The organism is Candidatus Ichthyocystis sparus, from assembly GCF_900078745.1.
GTDB lineage: Bacteria > Pseudomonadota > Gammaproteobacteria > Burkholderiales > 2013Ark19i > Ichthyocystis > Ichthyocystis sparus.
Genome location: NZ_FKII01000044.1, coordinates 65621 through 89414, shown reverse-complemented (window position 1 = coordinate 89414; position 23794 = coordinate 65621). Strand labels below are relative to the sequence as shown.

At 37.9% G+C, this 23794-nt stretch carries 21 protein-coding genes; 10 read left to right on the top strand and 11 right to left on the bottom strand.

The genetic code is table 11. The annotated features are described in order from the left end of the window. Positions 1-38 precede the first annotated feature (38 nt). Entirely contained in the window at positions 39-1295 is a 1257-nt protein-coding gene (locus A6733_RS01815; protein ID WP_092460318.1) for a lipoprotein-releasing ABC transporter permease subunit, read from the bottom strand. Between the two features lie 79 nt (positions 1296-1374). After that, positions 1375-2577 carry a formate-dependent phosphoribosylglycinamide formyltransferase gene (gene purT / locus A6733_RS01810; RefSeq protein WP_092401524.1) on the bottom strand — a complete coding sequence of 401 codons (1203 nt, stop codon included), beginning with the start codon at positions 2575-2577 and terminating at the stop codon, positions 1375-1377. Between the two features lie 342 nt (positions 2578-2919). On the opposite strand from purT, the gene A6733_RS01805 reads away from it, so the two are divergent. The 3 genes from A6733_RS01805 (at position 2920) to A6733_RS01795 (ending at position 5947) form a co-directional block, all read left to right on the top strand. Next, the gene (locus A6733_RS01805) at positions 2920-4770 is read left to right on the top strand and encodes an autotransporter domain-containing protein (protein WP_092401521.1); all 1851 of its coding nucleotides are present in this window, start codon (positions 2920-2922) and stop codon (positions 4768-4770) included. A 5-nt stretch (positions 4771-4775) separates the two neighbouring features. After that, positions 4776-5399, top strand: coding sequence for an alpha/beta hydrolase (locus A6733_RS01800; protein WP_092401518.1), 624 nt, complete (start codon positions 4776-4778; stop codon positions 5397-5399). A 173-nt stretch (positions 5400-5572) separates the two neighbouring features. Further along, positions 5573-5947: a DUF4124 domain-containing protein gene (locus A6733_RS01795; protein ID WP_092401515.1), complete on the top strand. Its 375-nt coding sequence runs from the start codon at positions 5573-5575 to the stop codon at positions 5945-5947. Here A6733_RS01795 and A6733_RS01790 read toward each other — a convergent pair. Further along, positions 5944-6768: an HAD family hydrolase gene (locus A6733_RS01790; protein WP_175330477.1), complete on the bottom strand. Its 825-nt coding sequence runs from the start codon at positions 6766-6768 to the stop codon at positions 5944-5946. The genes A6733_RS01795 and A6733_RS01790 overlap by 4 nt on opposite strands. 147 nt (positions 6769-6915) lie before the next feature. Here A6733_RS01790 and A6733_RS01785 point away from each other — a divergent pair, with 147 nt between their 5' ends. The 5 genes from A6733_RS01785 (at position 6916) to A6733_RS01765 (ending at position 11398) form a co-directional block, all read left to right on the top strand. Continuing rightward, positions 6916-7875 (top strand): TrbG/VirB9 family P-type conjugative transfer protein, encoded by a 960-nt coding sequence (locus A6733_RS01785; protein ID WP_092401509.1) that lies wholly within the window; start codon positions 6916-6918, stop codon positions 7873-7875. Next, complete coding sequence (locus A6733_RS01780; protein ID WP_092460313.1) at positions 7872-8819, top strand: TraB/TrbI/VirB10 family type IV secretion system protein; 948 nt, start codon at positions 7872-7874, stop codon at positions 8817-8819. The genes A6733_RS01785 and A6733_RS01780 overlap by 4 nt, the downstream gene beginning before the upstream one ends. An 83-nt stretch (positions 8820-8902) precedes the next feature. Next, positions 8903-9343: a type IV pilin protein gene (locus A6733_RS01775; RefSeq protein ID WP_092401503.1), complete on the top strand. Its 441-nt coding sequence runs from the start codon at positions 8903-8905 to the stop codon at positions 9341-9343. After that, positions 9330-10070 (top strand): type II secretion system protein, encoded by a 741-nt coding sequence (locus A6733_RS01770; protein WP_092401500.1) that lies wholly within the window; start codon positions 9330-9332, stop codon positions 10068-10070. Before A6733_RS01775 ends, A6733_RS01770 begins: the two co-directional genes overlap by 14 nt. 20 nt (positions 10071-10090) lie before the next feature. Continuing rightward, positions 10091-11398, top strand: a complete 1308-nt coding sequence (locus A6733_RS01765; protein ID WP_092401497.1) for a hypothetical protein — start codon at positions 10091-10093, stop codon at positions 11396-11398. A gap of 1 nt (position 11399) precedes the next feature. On the opposite strand, the gene A6733_RS08265 is transcribed toward A6733_RS01765, so the two are convergent. Then, positions 11400-11888 (bottom strand): prepilin-type N-terminal cleavage/methylation domain-containing protein, encoded by a 489-nt coding sequence (locus tag A6733_RS08265; RefSeq protein WP_176695541.1) that lies wholly within the window; start codon positions 11886-11888, stop codon positions 11400-11402. A gap of 129 nt (positions 11889-12017) precedes the next feature. Between A6733_RS08265 and A6733_RS01755 the strand changes: the two genes are divergently transcribed. Continuing rightward, positions 12018-12725 (top strand): type IV pilus modification PilV family protein, encoded by a 708-nt coding sequence (locus tag A6733_RS01755; RefSeq protein ID WP_092401491.1) that lies wholly within the window; start codon positions 12018-12020, stop codon positions 12723-12725. Between the two features lie 57 nt (positions 12726-12782). After that, complete coding sequence (locus A6733_RS01750; RefSeq protein ID WP_092401488.1) at positions 12783-13880, top strand: hypothetical protein; 1098 nt, start codon at positions 12783-12785, stop codon at positions 13878-13880. Here the strand turns inward: A6733_RS01750 and A6733_RS01745 are convergent. The 7 genes from A6733_RS01745 to A6733_RS01715 all read right to left on the bottom strand — a co-directional run bounded on the left by A6733_RS01745 (position 13871) and on the right by A6733_RS01715 (position 23425). Next, entirely contained in the window at positions 13871-15826 is a 1956-nt protein-coding gene (locus A6733_RS01745; RefSeq protein WP_092401485.1) for an APC family permease, read from the bottom strand. The two genes, A6733_RS01750 and A6733_RS01745, sit on opposite strands and share 10 nt — an antisense overlap. 50 nt (positions 15827-15876) lie before the next feature. Next, positions 15877-16737 carry a 4-hydroxybenzoate octaprenyltransferase gene (ubiA, locus tag A6733_RS01740; protein WP_092401482.1) on the bottom strand — a complete coding sequence of 287 codons (861 nt, stop codon included), beginning with the start codon at positions 16735-16737 and terminating at the stop codon, positions 15877-15879. Further along, positions 16719-18797: an ATP-dependent DNA helicase RecG gene (gene recG / locus A6733_RS01735; RefSeq protein WP_092401479.1), complete on the bottom strand. Its 2079-nt coding sequence runs from the start codon at positions 18795-18797 to the stop codon at positions 16719-16721. The genes ubiA and recG overlap by 19 nt, the downstream gene beginning before the upstream one ends. Before the next feature lie 20 nt (positions 18798-18817). Beyond that, the gene (locus tag A6733_RS01730; RefSeq protein ID WP_092401476.1) at positions 18818-19198 is read right to left on the bottom strand and encodes a Rid family detoxifying hydrolase; all 381 of its coding nucleotides are present in this window, start codon (positions 19196-19198) and stop codon (positions 18818-18820) included. A gap of 704 nt (positions 19199-19902) precedes the next feature. Continuing rightward, positions 19903-21396 carry an L-aspartate oxidase gene (nadB, locus tag A6733_RS01725; protein WP_175330504.1) on the bottom strand — a complete coding sequence of 498 codons (1494 nt, stop codon included), beginning with the start codon at positions 21394-21396 and terminating at the stop codon, positions 19903-19905. A gap of 45 nt (positions 21397-21441) precedes the next feature. Continuing rightward, positions 21442-22338, bottom strand: coding sequence for a S49 family peptidase (locus A6733_RS01720; RefSeq protein WP_242641585.1), 897 nt, complete (start codon positions 22336-22338; stop codon positions 21442-21444). A gap of 91 nt (positions 22339-22429) precedes the next feature. After that, positions 22430-23425: an RluA family pseudouridine synthase gene (locus tag A6733_RS01715; protein ID WP_175330505.1), complete on the bottom strand. Its 996-nt coding sequence runs from the start codon at positions 23423-23425 to the stop codon at positions 22430-22432. Positions 23426-23794 lie beyond the last annotated feature (369 nt).

Sequence of the window (23794 nt, the reverse complement as noted above, 5' to 3'; positions counted from 1 at the left end):
TTGGTAGCACAGTTTACGGAAATAGCAGTCATGTCCTATTAATCTCTAAGTATTACAGCAGGATCAATGCGAGTTGCCTTCCAACATGGGTATATAGTTGCAATGGTAGACAATACAAAGGTTGTTATAACGGTTGCTGCAATATCAGTTATATGGATGTTTGATGGAACCTTGTAAAGTAGATAAATCTCCTTATTCAAAAGCTGAACGTGAAGAAGCTTTTCAATAAACGGAACTATAGTGCCTATATTTTTAGCAAGTAAAAGACCTACTATCGTGCCTATGCTTATTCCTATGATGGATGCTAACAGACCTTGGAAAAGGAAAATGCACACAATGGAAAAAGGCGTAGCCCCCAAGGTGCTTAGTATTGCTATATCTCTTTGTTTTTCTAGTACAATCATGACTAGAGATGATACTATGTTAAAAGCTGCTACTGCAACTATAAGCGTAAGTATTACAAACATGACCCTCTTTTCTACGTTTAATGCATTAAATAGATTTTCATGCTCTTTTTGCCAATTAGAAATATGATACTGCTCATGAAAAGAAGATAAGGATTTGTAAATTTTTTCCTCGATCTGAGCTAGCTTGGAAAGATCTACTATCGATACACTGATGCCAGAAATATTATCCAATTTCAGTAATTGGTAGAGCTTTTGGGCATCATCTAGTCTGATATAAGCCAGGTTAGCGTCATACTCGTACATGCCTACATTGAATATACCCACAACGCGAAATTTTTTTATTCTAGGGTGGCCACCTAGCGGCTCTGTCTTTACAGAAGTCTGCGGTACCATTACCAGCACCGTACTTCCAACTTTTACACCGGAGCGACGTGCTAGCTCTGATCCTAGCACGATGCCGGAGTGACTATTTTCTAGATTGCTTAGAGATATTTCAAGAGAGGAATTTGGTACGTCTAGTATTCTTTTTTCTAAGCGCGGAATAACTCCATGCAACACAACACCACTAGTTACTACAGGAGATTTGATTAATCCCTGCCCACTAACAAATGGTGCCGTAGATTTTACGCCGGGTACAGAATTTACCTTTTTCTCCACGATTTTCCAATTTCTGATTGGAAAGCCATTTTGCGTAAAAACTTGCAAATGAGCCGATACCCCTAGTACACGCCTACGTAGCTCCTCCTGGAAGCCGTTCATAACTGACAACACAACTATTAATGAACTTACTCCAAGAGCTATTCCCGTTATTGAGGCGATCGATACAAAACGGCTGCTGTTTTTCCCAGTAGCGTAGCGCAAGCTTATGAGCAACTGATAACCCAACATCACTTTTTCCTGTTGTCGTAAGCCCCGAATTTATATGGCAGTAATAGATAAGCCGGTGATTTATAATTAAGCATAGTTATCACCTTGCCTTTCTTATTATTACCGACTGTGCTGCTTTTTTGGCAGTAAATCGTGCCTCATCTGTAGTTTGCCCGTTGGCTAACGAAATGCCCATTCGTCTATTAATCATGCTCTTAGGTTTTCCAAATAGATGTACACTAGTTTTGGGATAAGAAAGCGCAGCCGCCAGATTGTCATATACTACATCCTCTGCCTCTATCTGGCTTGCGATTACGTGACTTGCACCTGGTTCGCGAAGCTGTACGTCAATGGGAAATCCCAGTGCAGCACGCACGTGGAGTTCAAATTCACTTTGATATTGTGAGCAAAGTGTAACTAGACCAGTGTCATGGGGGCGAGAACTGATCTCAGAGAACCATACTTCTTCGCCACGCACAAAAAATTCCACTCCAAACAATCCTACTCCCCCAAGGCGATTTACAATAAGGCTGGAAAAGGTGTGCGCTCGTTCCAGAGCCTTAGCACTTATGTCAGAAGGTTGCCAAGATTCATGATAATTTCCATTATGCTGTACTTGTCCTATAGGATCACAAAAATCAACTACATACTCTCCGGTAGGCAATTCGTGGCGGACAGCAAGAAGTGTTATTTCATAGTCAAACTCAAGGAAAGATTCGACGATGACACGCGGATGGTGCACAAGTGGCTCATTTTGAGCACGATCCCAAGAAGATGCAACTTCTTCTTCCGTGCTAACAATAGACTGACCTTTGCCAGAGAAAGAGGTCATTGGTTTGACTATGCACGGATATCCAATTTTGTTTTTTATTACTGACAATAGCTCGTCACAGCTGCTAGCAAACTCATAAGCAGATGTTACCAAACATAGCTCTTCTGCAGCTAGTCGTCTTGTTTTTTCTCTGTGAATTGCTGTTTCCACTGCATGTGCAGATGGTATAACCCTGGACAAACCTGTTTTCTCTGCTTTTAGCAGAGCATCATATGCAATATACTCAATTTCAGTGAATATAATATCTGGTTTTTCCTGGTGAATGATTTGAAGAAGTTGTTCCGAGTTGGTGAGGTCAGCTGTGATACTCTTTTGTGCTGTTTGTTGCGCTGGTGCTTCCGGATATGAGCTAGCAGCTGTTACTTCGCAACCAAACCTCTGCAGCGTAAATACAATCTCTCGCCCAAGCTCTCCAGAACCAAGTAGTAGCACACGTCTAGATGATTTTTTAAAGGGAGTCCCGATTATCATCTTTCCTCTTTAATTTTTACAAACTATTCATGAAACACTCCATTATACCCCAATTAAGTTCTTATTCTAAGCTACTAGGTGCATTTGATAATGTTGTGTTAAATACTATCCAGCAACAACATGTTTTACCATTATGAGTGTGCTAGTCATTAGATGGTGCATTTTTGGGATAAAAAAATAAAAATAAGAGACAAATTTTATGATAGGGTGGACTAGTCGCCAGACTTTATGGGTGCGACTGTTCCTCCATCGTGGGTATAGTCGTTGATTAGTATGATTTTGTTGTACGAGTTATTAGCAAGCAGTATGCCAATAGCAGAAGCAAAACAGTAGGGGGATTTAGTGAATAGATTTCATTCTTCTTTTATTGCATTTCTAGTTTTTATATCAATTAGTTCCTGTAGTTTAGCTGACGATGAAGGGTGGGTTTGGCGTTTTACCATGTTTGGTGATAGCTTAACCGCCCAAAATGGAGGTGCAGGCGATAAGCCGTTCACGTCTATAGGATATGAAATGTGGCCGGCGCTTATGGGAAGTTACTTTGGACAGCATATACGTCCATATGATAAAGGTGGAACCAATTATGCTTATCCCGGTAAGGAGACGGGAGACATTCTTAGCGCTGTCTCCGACTGGCAGCAGTCGGGAGGGGTACGGAAGGGTATTGTTTTTGTTAACGGCGGCGGCAATGACATAATGCATGCTATAAACAAACACATATTAGACCCAGATATAGCCAGGCACATTCTGAGGGCTTCTAACAGGGCAGTATCCAACCTAGGATTAATTGAGAGACTTGTTGCAAGCAACATGAATGTGGAGCTCGTTGTTATAGCCAATATGCCAAGTTTGGGGTCTACCCCTCTTGCGCATGCATTGGGTATGGAAGGTGCTCTCGGTGAAATTACAAAGAATTTTAACTCGTCCCTAGGTTCTAATCTTTCAATTGCTAACCGAGAAGGCAAGGGAGATAACTTACTGATAATTAATTGGGAAAAATTGCTTGATGAAATATTTGCTAGTTACACTGAATATGGTTTTGGAAATATTACCAAATCTGGATGTTCTGATCCGATTACCGATCTTAATGGGCCATGCCCTGTTGCGCACTGGGAGCGTCCTGATGCTCCAACGTACTACTTTTTCATGGATGCACTTCACCCAGGCGGTGCCGCAGAAAAAGTTATGTCTGAGTATGCAATATCCTTGTTTGAAGCTCCATTCATAATGTCTACTCTTTCTAGAGTACCGGAAGGGAAGGTACTTTCTAGTAGCGCTTTGATTAACAATGTGCTTTCTTCTATAGGTACTTCAAAGAGAGGAGTAACGAAAAATTACCTAGATGAATGGATCTTTACCGGGTCTTTGTCCCATGGTGATTCTGATTTAGCGTTGGATAGTAGACCAGTTTCCCCAGTTTCATATACTTCTAACGATGTAAATTTTGGGTGGACCTATTTACGTGATGCCAATTCACCATCTTATAGTGGATTGTCAATGTTTTTCTCCTCAGGGTCAGGTAATCTCAATGGTGATGATTCATCCTACCTAATGAATTGGTTTGGAGCAGTTGCCTATCACCAACAGTTTGTAGGTAAATGGCTTCTTACTGGCAAGATGGGTGCCGCTGGGATTAGATATCCTTCCATAAGCCGTGAAATTACCTTGGGTAAAGCCCTACGCCATGAAGTTTCTAGGACCGATGGTTACGGTGCTTGGGGAGAGATTAGTGCTTTTTATCCCTGGAAATCTTCCGCTAATCTTACTTATGGGCCTATTGTGAATGCGCTTTATAGGTACACTTTTATCCAAGGTTTTTCTGAGGAAGGGGCATCTTCTACTTCCATGAGGTTTTTAGATCAGAAGCGTTACTCACTGCTTACCGGCCTCGGGTGGTCTGTTAAGGGCAATTTTTCTGTTAATGGGCATGGCCTTAATTCATTTTTTAGCTTCTTTGTGAATAGGGAGAATATTCGCAATAGAAGATATGTTTATGCAAGCCTAATTAGTGCTCCCTCTATTTTTCATGTGCTTGTTGATCCTGTTAAAAGGTATTCAGCCAACATGGAGGTGGGGTTTAGTGGGGATGTTAATGGATATACTTGGGCTCTTGGTGGTGCAGGTGGTGTTTATTTGCCTGCTTTAGGGGGGCAATTTTCTGTTAACTTGTCTTTATCCAGGAAGTTTTTATAGTAACTATGGGTTTATCCACATCAACTGAGAATTTATTTATTGATGGCCCTGCGGGTAAGATTGAGGTTCTAGTTGAGGAGCCTCAAGGTACAGATGTTATTGGTTGGGGGGTTGTGCTGCATCCTCATCCCCTTATGGGTGGTTCCATGACCCATAAGGTTCCGTATATACTTTCTAAAGCTTTGCTTGAAATGGGATATTGCTCAGTACGTTTTAATTTTCGTGGAGTTGGTAAATCACACGGTACTTACAGTCATGGTGATGGAGAGATAGATGATGCTGTTAGCGTTATAGATTGGTGTAAGGAGCGCTATTATAACTTAGATAGTACGGCTCTCTTCTCTTTTTCTTTCGGTTCTTTTGTTGGGTCTCGTGTGGTTAATCTATACCACTTCGACCGGATAGTGCTTTTGGGATTGCCACCGTCTCGTTTTGATTGCTTCCATGTTCCAGAGTATTCTTTGGTTGTGCATGGTGAGCTTGACGAAGTAGTGCCGCTGGATTCAGTGTACAATTGGGCGGAGCCTCAGGGAATTCCGGTGGTTGTTTTCCCAGGCGCTAGCCACTTCTTTGATCGTAAGCTGATTCCTCTAAAGGAGTTTATTTTGTTGTTTTATTCCTCTAAATAAGATACGTTCCATACTCATCTGTGCAATTGTATGCCAAATCTTGTCAATATGTAGGGCATGTGATGCAAGTCAGCGCAGATAAATTACCTCACCTGCGTATAGTACTTTACTTAAAAATTTGAAGAAGAAATTTATGATCTATACTTGTTCATGTCTACACTCAGGGGGTAAATGTGTCAAAGTACTTCGTAGCACTTATGGTATTGCTATTTTCTCCTTTGTCTTTTTCTGGGGTTTATAAATGTACCGAAAGAGGAGAGGTAGTATACACCAGCACTAAAAAAGATGGTTGCGTGGAATTAAAAAGCACACTGGGAGCATATTCTAAGGACGATAGGCAAGTGAAGACTTCTAGTTCTCAAACTGGTTTATCTGGTGATGATGATAAGCAAAGTGTGGAAAGTGCAGTGAGTAAGGTGAAAAGCACAGTGTCTGGTATTAGTAGAGAAGCTAAACAAGAGTTGGCATCTAATGATATAGATGTCGTGAGCAAACACATTAATCCTCACGTAGAAGACATACAAAATATCACGAACAGTTTGCCTTAACTATTGAGAAGCGTAATTTTATATAAAGAATCAAAAAGTAAGTTGTATAGTTGGCTGCTTGGACTATAGTCAGCAAGGACAGTATTTATTGCTCTTCCTTCTTCGATGAAGGAAGATGTTTTTCTGCCATAAAATTCGTCGTGGTTTTCGTATACACAAATGGGAGTACCACCAAATTTATTTACTATTGAAAAGCAAGGAATATCTGTGTACCCGTCCCCTATGAAAATTATATTTTCAAATGGAATTCTTCTTTCCTCTTCAGCTACATAATCGTTTACAGCAAGTGGTCTGTTTTTAAAATTGTCTCCCACAAAACCTTTGTGTATTTGGAATAAGTATCGCGTTTTTTCAGTAGAACTTACGGCATTTTTTATAAACAACGGTACTCCATCATTATTAAAAAATAAGTTGCTAGTCCAGATGTCAGTAAATTCATGGCATATATTACAATTTTCAACTATCGTGCCGATTCCACTTGAAATTATGTAAAACTCTACATCAATTTTGTTTTCAGTGTCTATTTTTTTTACGTACGACCTTATATGTCCAAATATCTCTTTTACACCGGGGAAAAAGTCAAGACTTTTTGAAAATGATTTTAAAGAATCTAAAGTGAGCAAGTTGTTATTAGTTTTCCTATGTTTCATGATGGTATACATCCAAGCTAATACAAAGTCCCAACTTTGATCTATTAGCTGTTGCACTTCTTCTTCCCAAAAAATTGAAGGTGAGATTCCGTTTAAACTTAGGTATCTTGATGTGCTGTCTCTAGTTAAAGTATCGTCGAAGTCAAATACTACGGCAATTTTATTTTTCATATACACCAATCCGTTATTACCACTATAAAGACAGTATATTATGGTTATTTCTTTATTACCAAGTTTGATAAAAAAGTGGTTCATCTAATTTACTATCTACCATTATCATGCGAGAGTATTCTTCTTTGACGACAGTGATATAGATAGATGAAATTTCATATTATAATACTTTACTTTGTTGTTTTACTTTGTGACGGCTTGTTTATTTTCCTACCCAATGATGCATTTGGTACTGAGGATAAGCATACTAAAGATTATTACCATCACTGTGATGATTACCTTCTTAGACACTTCCATATTTGCCATTCTATAGAAAAGAGTATTGGCGGTGAGGATTCTGATCCAGCCATTGCTATTTTCAACTATCAAGAAGATAAAACTTATGTTGTTTATACCCATGTAGGAATAATGACAAATGTATCTTTTCAGCCTGATGAGTCGCTTATTGGTCTCTTTCTTTCCGATACCTCTAGATGGATACATGCAGTAAGTCAAGGTAAGCAAGACTTATTCTTTAAACCGACACAAGGAGGTCTTATAAATCCTATAACCATTTTGACTAATAAACGTAGGTACCATGTGTGGTTGGTGTCTGTAGATGACGATAATCACTATTGGTATCATCGTGTTTCTTGGCGCTTATTGCAGAATGGCAATATTGGAGTTAGTGGTTCTATTAATGAATTTTCTTCCATTGAAGTGGGTTCAGCTAGTTTTTTAAACAACCATGGCGGTAGGGTTGGTATTGAAAATTCACTAACTCAGATTGATTTGGATCACCTTAATTTTGGGTACTCTGTACACTCAAGTTCTCCTTCGGTGCCATTTGTCCCAGATGTAGTTTTCGATGATGGTGTCCATATGTGGATTAGGATGCCAGATGGTGTTAAGGACTGGCCAGCTTTATTTGTATCAGATATAGATGGAAAGTTTTCCGTTGATGAGTACGTTATTAAAGGTCGGTATTACAAGGTTGCACACGTACATTACTGCGTTTTGTTAAAGCTAGGTGACAAAATAGTAAGAATGTGTAAAAGGCGACCCACCTCATTAAGAAAGATAATTCATAACATTTTTCATCCATCACTTCTCAATCGTTACCTATGAGGACGTCGTTTGTACGCTTATTGTCCAGAATGGTGTTTTCGCTTTGTGTGTTTAGTACTATCGTAGGATATGTTGTAAGATACCGACTTAATAAAAGAAAAGAGCTACTAAGCATTCAAAGACATTTGGGCACCATTTCTAATCAAATTCCGAAATTTGACCCAGTTAGTGACCTTTTAGATAAACAGATATCAGGGGCATATGCAGAGAATAAAAACTCTCGGAATCATCAACATCATACATCTCATGCCTTAAAGTATCGTGAGGCTAAAGATAATATATCTGCTCTTATGAGTCCATTGGTTGCTTATCAAGATAATATTGGTGGGGGGGTGGTTTTGGATGATAGTATTCCTATTTGCACGCTACTTAGAGGATCTTCAATACCTATGGTACTAATGATGAGGGTTATATCTCCTCCAGATGGTATTGTTAGGGCTCAAGTAGTAGCCAATGTATATGATTCAGTTTCACTGTCACGTGTAATTATACCTGCTGGTAGCAGGTTTATTGGGCGTATTGATAGAAAGCAGTCGGAATACTCTGGTAGAATACTACTCCGTTTTGAGCAGTTTGTTCTACCAAATGGTAATGTGATAGAAGGTAAAGATTTCTATAGTTCTGATTCAGATGGATCTACTGGTAACTCTGCTAATGTGGATCGCCATTTTTGGCAGAATTTTGCTCCGCATTTTGTTCTAGCTGGAATATCAACAATAGGTACTCTATTATCCATGAGAACCAAGGAAGTGGCAGGTTATGATCCACGTCTACAAACGGACAGGTATCCTATGTCTCCATTGAGTGATAGTATTATAAGTAATGTTTCTGATCGCTTTAACGAGTCTGGTAAAATTCCAATAACAATTCGTTTGGATCCGGGGCAGAGATTTATCATTATTAATCAAAAAACAACCAATTTTTCTTGTCCTGACATATCCTAAATCCATTTTGGCAACTCATATATGAAGTAGTTGAGACAGTTTTTTTTTAAGCTACCATAGATAGTTATGGGGGATGTTTTGCTGTGTGGCATATTCTAGTTGTGAGGAGGGGATTTTCCATTATCGAGTTAATGGTAACCGTTACAATTTTGGTGGTTTTGATGAGTGTTGCAGTTTCTCTATATGAAGAAAATGAGATTAGGTCTGATTTGTCTGATGCAAATTCTAGACTCCTAAATGCCCAGGTTGTTGCCCGTACTTACTTTACTAATGCTCGTACTTATGTTGGATTTTGCGCCACATACCCAGAATTTTCATCTAGATTGACTGACTTATTAAGGTTTACCTGCTCGGAAGATCGTTATTGTTTCCGTGTTAGGATTGAAGGCACCAGAAGTTTATCAAATTTTAAATCCCTTGTTTCAGAGACAGGTCCGCGAACAATTTCTGTGCCTCATGGTTGGACAATGCCAGTTAATGCTTCAAACTGTTTAATTGCATCAAAAAAGGGTGACTGTATCTAAGTTAATAAATGATTTTTTAAAAAAGTCTAATATCATGGCCAGAGAAAGTTACTGTAGCAACAGTCGCATTTATGGATTTACTTTTATAGAGATATTAGTTGTTTTGTTGATATTTTCTTTAATGATAAGTTTAGCATCACCCATTCTTAGAGTTCGTAGGGCAAATAGTGCTGCCTCAACTTATGCTAAATCAATAAAGTCAAGAATAGAGGCAGCATATGCCTATTGTTTACCGCATCTATATAAGGAGTGTATGCTTGCATTTTCTCCAGAGCTAATTAATCGTAGTGGTCTTATAGCAGCTGATACTGCCGCCAATAGAACTGCCCTACAAAGTAATTATGGTGATATTAACTATGTGGAAATATTTCTTGGGCATCCATATGCTAAGGATGCAAAAAAGTCTGACAATTTGGCATATCACTCTGCAGATGATATATCAAGATATGGCAGTGATTTTTATAGTATTCGTGCTATTGGCAAACAGGATGGTAAATATTATACAAAATTTTTTGTGTCGATTATTGACGGATCATTTGGCGATTATAGGGGGAAAATCAATTCCATTTACGTTTATCCTGTTATGAGTTCTAGTGATAGTGAATTTTCTTATGGGAAGATATACAAGATAAAGATTTTATCTAATATTGCAGATATGTGCGAGATAAGCTTTTCTTCTTGCCCAGGTGTTGAAACAGATGATGTAGGGACATGTTATTGTCGATGAGCATATTCTGAGGACAGAAGATGAAAAGAGGAGGGTTTTCTCTAGCTGAAACCATAATTGGTGTTGCTATTTCTGTTGCAACTATTTTGGTTGTCATGCAGACTTCGAATATTGTTAAAAAAGCAATGGATTCTAAGGGGTATGTATCTGCTTATAAGCAATCTTTAGCTGCTGCATCTGCTATACGTGAGATGATTTCTAAGAGTGGTGTTTTGTTTGAGTCTTTGAATATTCCCCAGTGTTTGCTGACATTTCATAGTCCTGGTCTTGGTACTATTTCTGTTCCATTTGGTCCAGTAGCAATATTTAAGCCAGTACAGCACAGGGATGTAAATTCAGCGCAGATGGCTATAGTTTGGAATACTCTTCCATTATACCATAGTAGTTTTATGCGATTTACGAGTTCATTGAGGCCAGCCTCATCATCTTCTGACCCTGGTTATTATTTGGATATAGATAGGCAAATTCCATCTTTTCCGGCCAGGTATGCATTTCTATTCCGTTTCAGGGACTCATTGATCCCAAGTAATTATCCTCCTTTTTGCCAATTAGCAGCGGTATCTAATCCTACAGTTAGCTCATCTATTAATATTATGTCTTCTGCATCTAGTGGTGGAATTAATTTTAGTAATGCTGAAAGTGTATTTCCACCAAGTGGTAATAATTTTTCTTGGCTGTATAATGGGCATGCTGATAATGCGGCACCAAGCGGATCAACAATGAAAACATCTGTAAATATTGCTATTGATGCAACTACTGGCGGTTATGAAATTTTGAAACCAGGTGAATCATCAACAACTGGTACATCTATTACATCTATAAGTGCATCACCATATATGATTTATAGTTCCTATGGCTTGAATGGTCCTGCCTATGGAATGTTGAGTGCTGGTTCTGCACATGTTGATACTATTTATGTTGATGCTGAATATGGTGGTGGACTTTATGTAAAGAATTTAATTTCTGGGCGGGTGAGAAATATAGGGCCTGGAGTTGTCTCTCTACAGGCACAGTATGGAATTGTATCTTCACCTGGGAAATTAGATTGGTATAATCCTACAAGCTTTAATAATCTATTAACAAGTGGTCTTCTTAAGGTTGGCAATATAGATATAGTGCGTTTTGCAGTCCTAACGCGCGCCAATTATGACAAGCATTTTAATTCCCCAGTTCCAACTTGGGCTGGAGGGTCTTTTACTATGGCTAATTATCCTGAGGAGTCAGGTGATCGAGCTAATTGGCGACACTGGAGATATGCATTAGTTGAGATGGATGTTCCTATTAGAAATGTGAATGTTAGTGCAGGATATATGGCGCGAGATAATTAGTTTATGGAGTTGGGATAAATGCATCTGGATTTTGGATGCAATTTAATTGTAGATCAGACACTATACAGTTGTTAATTGTAGTAGATGGTGGTTCTGGATCAAATTTGGAAATTATGCTACCAGATATAGAGGTGGTCATAGTTATTTTATTATCGACATTTGACATTAAAAAAGTGATTCCAGCTATAGATTTTTTACCGACTACTGTTATAGTTAGATTTTTTCCAGATGGTAAACATGAGGCCGTATACATATTTGTATTCATTTTTATACTGGTATCAGATGACAATTCACCACATGGATCCCCGTGTTGTCTTCCTTTGTTGCTACCAACTGTGAATATATTAAGACAGTCATATGCCATTTTTTTAATATTATTTTCAATAGAATAATTAATAATTATATTTTTAGTGCCAATAAATAGTGATAAAACTATAACTAGAGCCATAAGTAGTTCAAGTAGAGTTAATCCATTTGACCTAATAGACAATTTTTGTTCTCCATAGTACTTGTGAATTTTTTTGTCTTACAAACACATTATAAAAATAATGTGTTCAGGAAGATCATTAACTCTCCATTGTATAATTAACTTTAGGGATAACAAGAGAACCATTAGAACATGAAAAGTTATTACTATATTACAAGAAAAGAAAAAGGGTCTTTTCTTATTGAGGTATTGTTATCTATGCTGATTTTAACTGGGTCGATATTAGGTGTTTTTAAATTAATAGCTAATAATGACAATGCTGAGTATGACTATATACAACGTATGGTTATTTCTACAGAGATATATAACTATTATTCTATTTGTTCAGTAATGTTATCCAGAAAATTTAATAATAGTGATATTTACATAAAATCGCATATCTTAGATTTAAGTACGCAATCTGGCATAGCTAATAACTGTAATAGTGGAGTAAGGGAGGCAACATTTACACCTACTTTAGGATCAAACGGGTATATTAATCAGAAAAATTTATGGTTAAATAATGTTCTTAAGAACGGTTTTATCCCTCTCATTAGCCCAGTTGTAGCAATAGGTATCGTAAGATCCACTTATGGTAGCGCAGATGTTATTTCATTAACTGCTACAGTTTGTTACAAATCACTAAATATGAAAGATAGTAAGTATTCATTTTCTGCTGCATTGCCCTATGTTTCCACGCCTACTATAAATGTTGATGGACAACCTATGCAGGATATACTTTGGTGTGAGCTTAATAGTATGCCACATGTTAATTGTAGGTTCTACTTTGAAACTTCTAATCCAGATCTATATAGTCACGTTAATTACAAGTTACCATATACTGTTGAAAGAGATGAATAGAAATATTACTCTAGATAAGATAATTATATTATGATAAAAAAAATCTACAGCGGGAATGTGTTGATACTTACTCTCTTTATAGCAGTAGGCATTGCTACATCATTAGTATTTTTTATTAGATCTAAGAATTCAAATATAAATATTTTTAATTCTTATATAACAATGAATGAACAAGCCATGTTGGCTTCAGCATGGAATCCATATTTGAAGTCAGCTATACAAGAAAATATTGGTTCTTTTTCAACAGGTGATATTGTATTAAAGGGAATGTTTCAGTCTGAATGGACACCAGGTAGGTTAACCTATTCATATATGATACCTGCAGATTCATTTATGGGCGATATAATATTTTCTGGATCTCCTCCTATCGGCAGTAATACATTGCCTATGGTTAATAGTTACATATATAATTACAAAAAATCAGATGCTAAAATTGTTAGGTCGTGCCAATCAAAGTGGTTTGGGTCGTGCTTAAGATTTACATATCCATCTGGCTTAAGACCAGGTGGATATTTTAGATATAATTTTTATGAACGTATCTTTGATAATGATGGAAATGCCTCTTATTTTATAAATGATATTTATAGTGGGTATTATGGAAGTGCAGAAACAATTAATTTCTTTGCAGAAGCAACTCCACTATTGAAGCCATTATTTGAGATGATATATGATCCTCTTAACTTCAATGGATATATTTCTGGTAGTGTAAAATGCAAGCACTTGTATAAGTACTTTCCAGGGTCTACCGTTTACAACGCTAGCTACGTAAATGGAAGTTGCGGTTTAGTTATTTCTCCTGTTATGAATGGAGTTAGCGACCCCATAGTGGGTAAGTCTAACATTAATTCTTATATAAGAAGGTATGCTATTTTTCAGGAACGTTCTCCAGCACATTCTATAAGGAGTAACGTGAGGCCATACATAATGGGGGTGCTATTTTACCTGCCAGCTGGAAGATTACTTGCTACCGAAACTATGATACTGATGGATGTAACCGTACATAATCCAAATTCAAATTATTTTCATCCGCGTGTGCAAGTAAGGTGTTATAGCTATGGAAGTAACGTTACCGGATGTTACAGATTTAGCGAATCAGAAGTTTCAGATTTTTTTAAAGATATGATTAAGAAATTAAAAGACAACTATTACACCTGAAGAGGTAGTATAACCATATTCATTCCTACAGCGTGCATTTTCTTTTGTAGAACAAATGGAGTGTTGCTGTGCAAGAGTCTAGTTACCCAGTTTTCATCCTTAGATGTTAGATGAGAGCTGAAAAAAATAACATTGCTAAATTCCGTTTCTACACGCTCAGATAGCTTGAATATCTCCTCTATAGTGTCTATACCAAACCCAATATACTGCTTTGCTGATAGACCGTGGCTGTTGCAAAAATTGACAAAGTAACTGGTTTTCATCATTGCTTCTTGTCTAATTTTCTTTATCTCTATTTCTTCTACATAAGATTCAGCATCTACCGTTTCAACATTTATAAAAACAAAGTTCTTGAAGTGATTAGGAAACATTTTTTGTACCCAGCGCAGGTCATGCATTCCTACACCCCTAGAACTGCCAATTATGAAAGCAGCTGTAGGCTCATTAGGTGACAATTTAACCGGATTAGTTATTGTACCATAAGGAAGATGGGCAAGAGATTCATCTATAGACTCTATACTTTTTTCCATTTGCGAGTAATGGTTTTTTATCCATATACAACAAATTATTACTGCGCTTGTTATCAATAATGTTAACCAACCACCATCAGAGAATTTTACAAACGCTGTAACTACCAAGATACTAGCAGTTAGCAAAAATGATCCAAAAGATAACATGAAACGACCTATCCAATTTTTTTTCGTTTTTCTTTGTTTCCACCAGTATAGAGAAAGACCAGATAGTGTTAATGAGAAGGTAAGGAAAACATTTATTGAGTATAGTACTATGAGAAATTTTACTTGACCTTGCGATAAGAGAATAATGAAAAGTGCAGCTACACCCATCATTAAAATCCCATTTTGTGTTACTAACCTGATAGAAAGATGGCGAAATTGTCTAGGCACCCAAGAGTCAATAGCCATGTTGGAAAGTACAGTAGGTCCAGCTAAGAAGCCAGTATTAGCGGCAACAAAAAGTAGAGCTGTTTCCAAGAATAATATAATTACCAGAGCTGAATGCGCTAACCATCCATTTATTCCTATCTCGTGTAAAATCATGCTGAAAGTTACGGCATTGAGAGTCATTCCTTCAACATGATGAACATCCCAAAGCAGGTACAAAATAATTATCCCACCAGCCATAAACGATAAGGACAGAGCTATGTACAGCATTGTTAGACGACCAGTCTTTAGACGCGGCTCAGCTAGGGAATGTACATTATTTGATACTGCTTCTATCCCAGTATACGTTCCTCCACCGAGTGAGTAGGCTCTAAGTAATAATCCTATGGTAGTTGCCCATCCCACTGATGATTTCATAATATTGGTTTCTTCAATTGTGGCGGGAATAAGGTTGGGAAGACTACTCTTATGTAGGATGATTCCTAGAACAATTAATATAAAGTGGGTTATGACAAAACCAACAAATATTGGTAATAGAAAAACTATAGATTCCTTTATTCCTCTAAGATTGATAACTATCAGTCCAAGGATGCTAATACACTCAAAAAATAGACGAAACTTTCCCCATTCATAAGGCAAAGTAGAGAAGATAGTGTCCGTACCACTGGCTATAGAAATGGCTATGGTTAGCACATAGTCAACTAGAAGAGAACAACCAGATATGAGCCCCAAATTTTCTCCAAGTAACGTCGTGGCAACTCGGTATCCACCACCACCGTTAGGAAAAAGCTCAATAACCTGCGTGTAAGAAAGTGATATTATGAAAACAGTAGCTGCTGTCATTACTGCAAGATAAAGTGCCAAATGAGTGGCTTTTCCTAGGGCTAGAAAAGCTTCCTCCGGGCCATAGCACGATGATGATAGACCATCTGCCCCTAGGCCAACCCAGGCCAGAAAAGCCACAAGTGCTATTTGATGTCGTACCGTTTTGCTAAGTGGGTCCAGGGGTTTACCCAAGATCAACCGGCGTATTTTTTGCCACATCCAAGCATTCCCATTAAATACCTAGCACCTTTTAATAAACACTTAGCACTCTAATATAGGATAAAGTTAGCGACTGTACTGATAAAAATAATAAAGCCAATCCAGTGATTTTTTGTAAAGGCATACAAGCAATGTGATCGGCTTCTACTAGTAATTATGTTGAATAAGTACATCATTACAGCTCCAGCCATAATTAATCCCAGGTAAAACACTAATCTTGCACCAGAATAAAATCCAGCTAACGCCCATACTATTATGCTCATAAATCCGCAGCAATTGACAAATAGCAAATCAAGAGAACCCCAAAATAGTGCAGATGATTCTATTCCTATTGCTATATCGTCATCACGATCCACCATTGCGTATATAGTGTCATATGATAGCGTCCATAATGAGCTAGCTATCCACATTAGTATGCATGCTTTAGGTATTTGGTTTTGTACTGCCTCATATGTCATAGGTATACCAAACCCAAAGCATATCCCAAGATAAGCCTGTGGAATCTTAAGTAATCTCTTAGTAAATGGGTATGTTATCATTAAAATAACTGCCACGACAGCTAACATCCATACCTTTACTGGTAGCCATATAATAAGGATAAAGGATAAAATAAGTAGAGCTATGCCGGTGGATATGGCTTTGCTTACAGATAATCTACCAGTTACCAATGGACGGGCTAGTGTACGCTTCACGTGACCATCTATCTTTCTGTCAACTATGTCATTAAAACAGCAACCGGCAGACCGTGATAGAAACGTGCAGACTACAAATGTTAACACAAGTCTTAAACTTGGGGTTCCATTGCTTGCGAACCAAAGTCCTGTAAGAGTTGGCCATAGCAACAACAACGTACCTACGGGTTTGTTGAATCGTATTAAATCTAAAATATTTATTAGGTATTGACGTAGCATGTAGCATCCGATAACCAAAATTTGTAATGTTTACATGCTATTTCATACTGATTTTGCAGTAATTTTAGTGCACACGTGCGAGCATTTTGTGATAGCTCAGCATCAGCTATTAGATCAGAGAAACGCAACTGAGGCATGCCACTTTGCTTTGCTCCAAATATTTGTCCCGGCCCACGAATTTTCAAATCCATTTGAGATAGAAAAAAACCATCTTGTGTCCTATAAAGTGACAATAGTCTTTTCTTACCAGTATCAGAAATATCAGAGTCATATAAAAGTAGACAGTGGCTTTTTTCTGCTCCCCTACCTACACGTCCCCTAAGCTGATGTAGCTGAGCTAAACCAAATCTTTCGGCATGCTCAATTACAATAACATTAGCATTTGGTACATCAATTCCTACTTCTATTACTGTGGTTGTTACTAGTATGTCTAGTTCATGATCCAGAAAGCTTTTCATTATGCTAGCTTTATGAGAGCTCTTCATTTTTCCATGAAGGATTCCAATACGATACTCAGGGAGAATTTTTTGTATAAGTTCTTGCGATTCTAAAATAGAGCTTAGTTCTATTTTATCCGACTCTTCTATTAATGGACAAATCCAGTACGCCTGTTGACCTAGGTTTAGGTAGTCTCTCATTTTTTCTATTATTTTTTCCTTCTTGGATAATTTGAAAAGATGTGTATCTATAGGTTGCCTACCCTTTGGCAGTTGCTTCAACGTTGATACGCGTAAGTGCGAAGAATAAGCCATTGCCAGAGTACGTGGAATGGGTGTTGCACTCATAAGTAGTTGGTGAGGACAGTCTCCTTTATTCAGAAGTGATAGACGTTGCTCCACACCAAATCTATGTTGTTCATCCATAATTACTAATGCCACGCGAAGAAATTTTACGTCTTTTTGTATAAGGGTGTGTGTTCCAATAACAATTAAAAGTTTTCCAGATAATAGGTCTTCTAATATTTGTTGCTTTTTTTTAGACGGAGTTGATGATAGAAGTATTTCCAGACGAACACCTACTTTGCTAAACCACGACAGCATCCTTATATAGTGTTGCTCTGCTAAAACCTCAGTTGGTGCCATGAATGCCACTTGATGGCTAGACTCTATAACTGCTAATGCAGCCATTATTGCAATTACAGTTTTTCCACTTCCAACATCTCCCTGTAGAAGTCTGTACATACTCTCTGTTTTGCAGAGATCATCTTGTATTTCTTTCCACGCTTGCTTTTGGTCATCTGTTAGTTCAAATGATAGTTCTTTTAGGAAATTTTTCACCAAATTATTGCTTGTTCTAATAGCATAAGTAGTTCTAGCAGTAGATCTGTTTTTTTCTTCTAGAATAAGTGCTATATGATACGATAACAGCTCATCAAACTTTATCCTTTTCCAGTAAAGGTGCGTTCTATTTATAATGGAGCTTATACCTATATAAGAACTTGCAGGTGGGAAGTGTATACTGATCAGTGACTCTTCTACTGATAGAAGCCCGTACTGTAGTAAAATCTCTTTTGGTAAAATGTCAATCCATGGTTTTTCTTCTATGGCTGAATGAATGATTTTACTTAATAATTTTTGAGTTAATCCCTGTGTTGTTGGATATACTGCTGTTAAGTTCTGAGGTAACGGATCTCCTTTTTTTACTATTTTGCAGTCAGGATGAATGACTTGTTTTCCCCTATTTCCTACTGTGAATTTTCCAAAAGAACGAATGCGTGTTCCAAGAGGGAACATATTTTTTTGGTAAGGCCGGGCGTTAGTTAAAATTATTTTGAATACATCACCAATATCGTCATGCAAAGTAATCGTTATTTTCATCCTATTATTACCAATGGGTATTGAATTAGCCGATACTACTACACCCTCAACAGAACACGATTCACTGCTACGGATTGCTTTTACTGGTGTTATTTTTGTTTGATTTTCGTAGCGTATAGGCATGTGCAAAACCAGATCTTTAGGACAGGAGATGCCCATGCGTCTTAATTTATCCTGAGTACTTTTCCCTAGTCTGGAAAAGGCATCCTTTGTTGCTGTCAATTCGTATCTAGAGTAAGACATACTGATTACAAAGACGTACGTTACTTTCTTACTACGGCTACAGCTTCTATCTCTACCAATGCATTTAGCGGCAATTGTGATACCACTATTGTTGTTCTTGCAGGGTAAGGTTTGGCAAGAAGATCTGTCATAATTTCATTCAAAGTAGGATAATTTTTCATGTCAACTAGATAAATAGTAAGTTTTATTACACTAGAGAGGCCGCTGCCAGCACTGCTAAGAATTGCATCTAAATTATTAAATATGGTATTTGCTTGTTCTTTAAATGTTTCTCTCATCTTCATAGTTGATGGATCCAGTCCTATTTGACCAGATGTATATATAAAGTCATTTACTACATATCCCTGAGAATATGGACCTATGGATTTAGGTGCTTGATCTGTATCAATAATGCTTGACATTTTTCTGTTCCTCCTTATGAAAAACTTGAGTAAATTCTTCAGTTTTTTCTATTTGTTGACCTAAGATTAAGCCACCGTTTTTATTTGACCCAGACGAACGCACACCACGGCTAAAATGCTACCTTTTAGTGTTAATCACCTCTGACATATCGTATACTATACTTGAAATTTTCGTGAACGTCATGTTTGTCTATTTCTAATTATCTCCTTTACTGCAACAACAACAAGTAATTTTCCTGTTAACTGTTGGCGCTTCGGTAGAAGCATACTGTGCTCCCTAACTCTAGTTGTTCACTTAAAAACGATCCCCTGATGCTAAGATAAAGTTGTTGCTGGGTAAATTCTGATCTGTAGCAATTCTATCCACTATTACTTAAACAGTAAATTATTTCCAACGCTTATGTTTATTATACAGTGCTTGTGATGTGTCCAATTTTAGTAAAAGTACTGTGATCGTTTATATACACAGCACCTAATTTGTCCTAGTAGTTGTAAACATATCCCATAAGAATAGCTTGAATTAACCTATAAACTCTAAAGCGCTAGTTACCAAATTTCCTACCCGTGTTTTTACATGCTCTATATGGTTTTAGTTGGAACATATAACATAGCATAATTTTTATAATAGTAATCTTTGTACGTTCAGGTAATCACATAAAGTATTACCTTTCAAAAGTATTACTAATTGTTCCGATTTTTTTCTACTATTGAACTAAGTAGGTTGGCTTAAAAACTGTACCGGTTGATTTAAAATCCTCGTTGTAATAACAGCCGTAACTATTTTTTCTCTGTTGAGAAGATTTAATTATTAGTTGGGCACAAAGGTACATATTGTCTATATCTGTATTTTTTTGTGGAGTTATAATAGATGATAATTTTTCTGCCGCTATTTTTAAGCTGCGAGTGCTACGTATTATGCTTACATGTTGCGACATTATTTCTTGTATAGTTGTCCTGATTTTGGGGTTAGGGCGCAAGTTTGGCAAGGGTTCTGATTTTTCTACAACGATGTTTTTATTGGCTATTATTCTTCGGCTCAGTATGGCACGTGCGCATTGTCGTCCAGTTACTAAGCATTCCAAGAGAGAGTTGCTGGCTAGTCGATTGGCCCCATGCAATCCAGTGTATGCTGTTTCACCGATTGCCCATAGATTTTGAACGGCCGTTTCTCCATGGCGATTGGTTAGTACCCCACCACAGCAATAATGAGCAGATGGTATGACAGGTATAAGGTCGCTGGTAATATCTACATTGTATTTTTTGCACTGCATGTAAAGGTTTGGGAAACGCTTCCTTATGAAGTCCGGTTTTCTATGACTAATGTCTATGTATGCGCATTTTTCATTATTTTGCTGTAGGTGAGAAAAAATAGCACGCGACACCACATCTCTGGGAGCAAGATCTCCTCTACTATCGAAGTCTTTGACAAAACAATATCCTCTTTTATCACATATTTTTCCACCTTCTCCACGTAACGCCTCAGTAACTAGAAACACTGTTCCATCTGGTGCGTAAAATCCAGTTGGATGAAATTGGATAAACTCCATATTAACTACTTCACAGCCTGCTTTCCAAGCTAACGCTATGCCATCACCTGTGTTTTCAATAGGGTTGGTAGAGTTAAGATATACTTGCCCCAATCCTCCGCAAGATAGAACTACATGCCCTGCTTTGTAAGTTGTTATTGTGCTTTGATCAAGGTGAGATAACTTTATACCAACACATGTTTTGTTTTCAATTATTAATTGCAAAGCAGCTGTATTTTCCATAAGTTGGATACGAGGGTTGCTTCTTACTAACGAGTAGAGACTTTCCATTATGTAATAACCAGTTGCGTCTTCGTAGTGAACTACACGACGCTTGCTGTGACCACCCTCGCGTGTTAGATGAATATGACCCTCATGTTTTGTACATGAGAATCCGTTATCGGTAAGCCACTTAAGGGAACTACGAGATTGACTGATTATATCGTATGCGCGGTCGCGCTCAGAAGTGTTTCCACTTGCAGTAAATGTGTCACACAAATGTTTATGGTACGAATCATCTGCCAAGAGAGAACATGCAATGCCACCTTTGGCCCAGTAGCTGGAAGACATATTGTACGGAGTCTTCGATACCAGATACACATCACGGTACCGGGCTATTTCAAGAGATGCAACTACCCCAGATAGTCCGGAACCAATTACAAAAATACTCACTATCTAATATTTTCCCCATCGCAGAACTTGAGAGTGGTATAGGTACTACTTCAGATGTGCTACCAAGTATTGATTCATGAGATTGCCAGTAAATTCATACCCAATTTTTTTTAAAAAAGATTGAGGCCAATCTTCAAAGGTTTGATAAACTACAGCATTCCCAGCAAAGTCTTTGCTAACTATGGAGTCTACATCACCCAGCTCGTCAACTAATCCAAGATTTACAGCATCTGCTCCTATCCATACCCTACCAGAGAACAAGTCCTCGGCAGTTCCTTTAAGTTTGCCAACACGTCCATCCTTTACATCGTTGGCAAATATTGATAGAGACTTATTAATTATATCTTTTGCAATTTTTACGTGATCCGGATTTAGGGCAGAGAATGGGTCAAGAAAGTCCTTATTTTTTCCAGAAGCTATAGTCCTATTTTCTACGCCAATTTTTTTTATAAGTTCCACCATACCAAAACCTTGCATGATCACTCCAATGGATCCTACTATGCTTACCGGACTAGAAACAATCTTTGTCGCTGCTGAGGCTACGTAGTAACAACCAGAGGCACATATGTCATCTATTACTGCATATATAGGTTTATTGGGATACTGTTTTCTAAGTGTGAGTACGCTATCGTGGATGCGCTTGGACTGAACTGGAGATCCCCCGGGTGAATTAAGTAGCAATACGACCGCTCTTGTGAGAGGATCAGATAGGGCACTTTCTATGGTGTGAATTGTGTCGTGAGCATTAAAAAGCGATGTATCAGATATGATTCCATTCAAACGGGTAACATATACATGAGTGCTGTGAACTTTGTGGTAGCTACTCCAGAATCCGGGCAGAAAGACAAAACCTAAGACTAATAAGAAAATCACCCTAAAGAATATACGCCATCTGCGAGCAGACCGTATCTCCTTTACGGCCAACATGGAAATGTCTCTCATTGCTGATATACACTGATTGTCAGTGGGTGTGTTGGTTGACATGTTCAAACCTCTAATCTGCGGGGTCAAATAAAGTACGCCATTGTCTCACTTATTGAATCATATCGACAAGTTGTTGTGCTGAGAGAGTGGCTCTACTATCCTTTCTATGAAATGCTCTTAATTGGCTATTACGTATTTCACAAATCATTTCTTTAGGTATAGGGCTAGTCAAGGTAAGTTGTTCCCTACTAATAGGATGTTGAAATGAAATCATGTGCTCATGCAGAAATAATCTATTGCCTTTAGAGTTTTTACCATATTTGGTATCACCAACAATCGGATATCCAACCGCAGATAGATGAATACGAATCTGATGTGTACGACCAGATAACGGACGTGCCTCAATAAGGGAATTTCCTGTATTATGAAGCAATAAAAAAATTTCAGTTATTGATGGCTTGCCATTGATTTTATCAATGAATGCTATTTTTTCATTATTGCGTACCCTAACTCCAAGTGGTAGCTTTATGCTCCTGAAAGGATCTTGTATTTTACCATCAATAAGTGCCACATATCTCTTATCAATTTTACGATCACGGAACATTGAGTGTAGCCCGGTTAGGGTGCTTTTTTTCTTGGCTATTAGTACAATCCCTGATGTGTCTCTATCTAATCTGTGCACTAATTCTAGGAATTTGTACTGATTCATAATGAGGCGTATTTGTTCTATAAGACCCAATGAAATACCACTACCTCCGTGACAAGATAACCCAGATGGCTTGTTTATTGCTAGTAGGCTGTCATCTTCATAGATGATATCCTTGTCAAACTGTGCTAGCATTGCTGTGTAGCCGTTGTGCCTTGGACGTTTATTTGTATCCTTTGTGAAGAATGGTGGGACTCTGACTTTGTCTCCTATAGTTAGCTTGGTTAGGGCTGGGCGCCTGCGCCGGTTGACTCTTACCTCTCCCGACCGGATCATACGGTGAATTCGTGAGCGTGGGAGTTGTCGCTTTGTTATGCGTATGAGATAGTTGTCCAGGCGCTGCCCGGAGCATTCCTCCTGGACAGTAACGGTTGTACTAGGGTTATTCTCTTTAGTCATGTGATGTTTGGGTGGTGCGTTTGTGTAAGGGACTGATCCTTGGGTACCGATTGTACACCCTAGCTGATGTGTTTTACATATAAAAGTTGGGGTGATTACTTGACGGTGATGTTTTTTTGGGATGCTTCTGGGCTTTTCCCTAGGCGTTTTTTTAAATTTTTGTTTGCAACAGGCGGAGTGTCCCTCTTGGTGGAGCATGATGGAAATCAGTAAGCCACAGTTTGCGTATGACGTTGCATAAATAATGGTCGGTGGTCGTGATAAGGGACGACCATACTAGAATAGTGGAATGGTTTTTTGTTTAATCTGAAAAAAAGCAGATTTTTCCGTTCCGGATTGTTTATTTGCTGTCGTTAGTTTGTTTCTTGC

What these genes read in the sequence shown, in the direction of transcription:
- A6733_RS01780 (WP_092460313.1), top strand. Translation starts at nt 7,872, where the DNA reads ATGAGGACGTCGTTTGTACGCTTATTGTCCAGAATGGTGTTTTCGCTT.
- purT (WP_092401524.1), bottom strand. Translation starts at nt 2,577, where the DNA reads ATGATAATCGGGACTCCCTTTAAAAAATCATCTAGACGTGTGCTACTA.
- A6733_RS01790 (WP_175330477.1), bottom strand. Translation starts at nt 6,768, where the DNA reads ATGAAAAATAAAATTGCCGTAGTATTTGACTTCGACGATACTTTAACT.
- A6733_RS01730 (WP_092401476.1), bottom strand. Translation starts at nt 19,198, where the DNA reads ATGTCAAGCATTATTGATACAGATCAAGCACCTAAATCCATAGGTCCA.
- A6733_RS01815 (WP_092460318.1), bottom strand. Translation starts at nt 1,295, where the DNA reads ATGTTGGGTTATCAGTTGCTCATAAGCTTGCGCTACGCTACTGGGAAA.
- A6733_RS01745 (WP_092401485.1), bottom strand. Translation starts at nt 15,826, where the DNA reads ATGTGGCAAAAAATACGCCGGTTGATCTTGGGTAAACCCCTGGACCCA.
- A6733_RS01800 (WP_092401518.1), top strand. Translation starts at nt 4,776, where the DNA reads ATGGGTTTATCCACATCAACTGAGAATTTATTTATTGATGGCCCTGCG.
- A6733_RS01785 (WP_092401509.1), top strand. Translation starts at nt 6,916, where the DNA reads ATGAAATTTCATATTATAATACTTTACTTTGTTGTTTTACTTTGTGAC.
- A6733_RS01765 (WP_092401497.1), top strand. Translation starts at nt 10,091, where the DNA reads ATGAAAAGAGGAGGGTTTTCTCTAGCTGAAACCATAATTGGTGTTGCT.
- A6733_RS01715 (WP_175330505.1), bottom strand. Translation starts at nt 23,425, where the DNA reads ATGACTAAAGAGAATAACCCTAGTACAACCGTTACTGTCCAGGAGGAA.
- A6733_RS01755 (WP_092401491.1), top strand. Translation starts at nt 12,018, where the DNA reads ATGAAAAGTTATTACTATATTACAAGAAAAGAAAAAGGGTCTTTTCTT.
- ubiA (WP_092401482.1), bottom strand. Translation starts at nt 16,737, where the DNA reads ATGCTACGTCAATACCTAATAAATATTTTAGATTTAATACGATTCAAC.
- A6733_RS01720 (WP_242641585.1), bottom strand. Translation starts at nt 22,338, where the DNA reads ATGAGAGACATTTCCATGTTGGCCGTAAAGGAGATACGGTCTGCTCGC.
- recG (WP_092401479.1), bottom strand. Translation starts at nt 18,797, where the DNA reads ATGTCTTACTCTAGATACGAATTGACAGCAACAAAGGATGCCTTTTCC.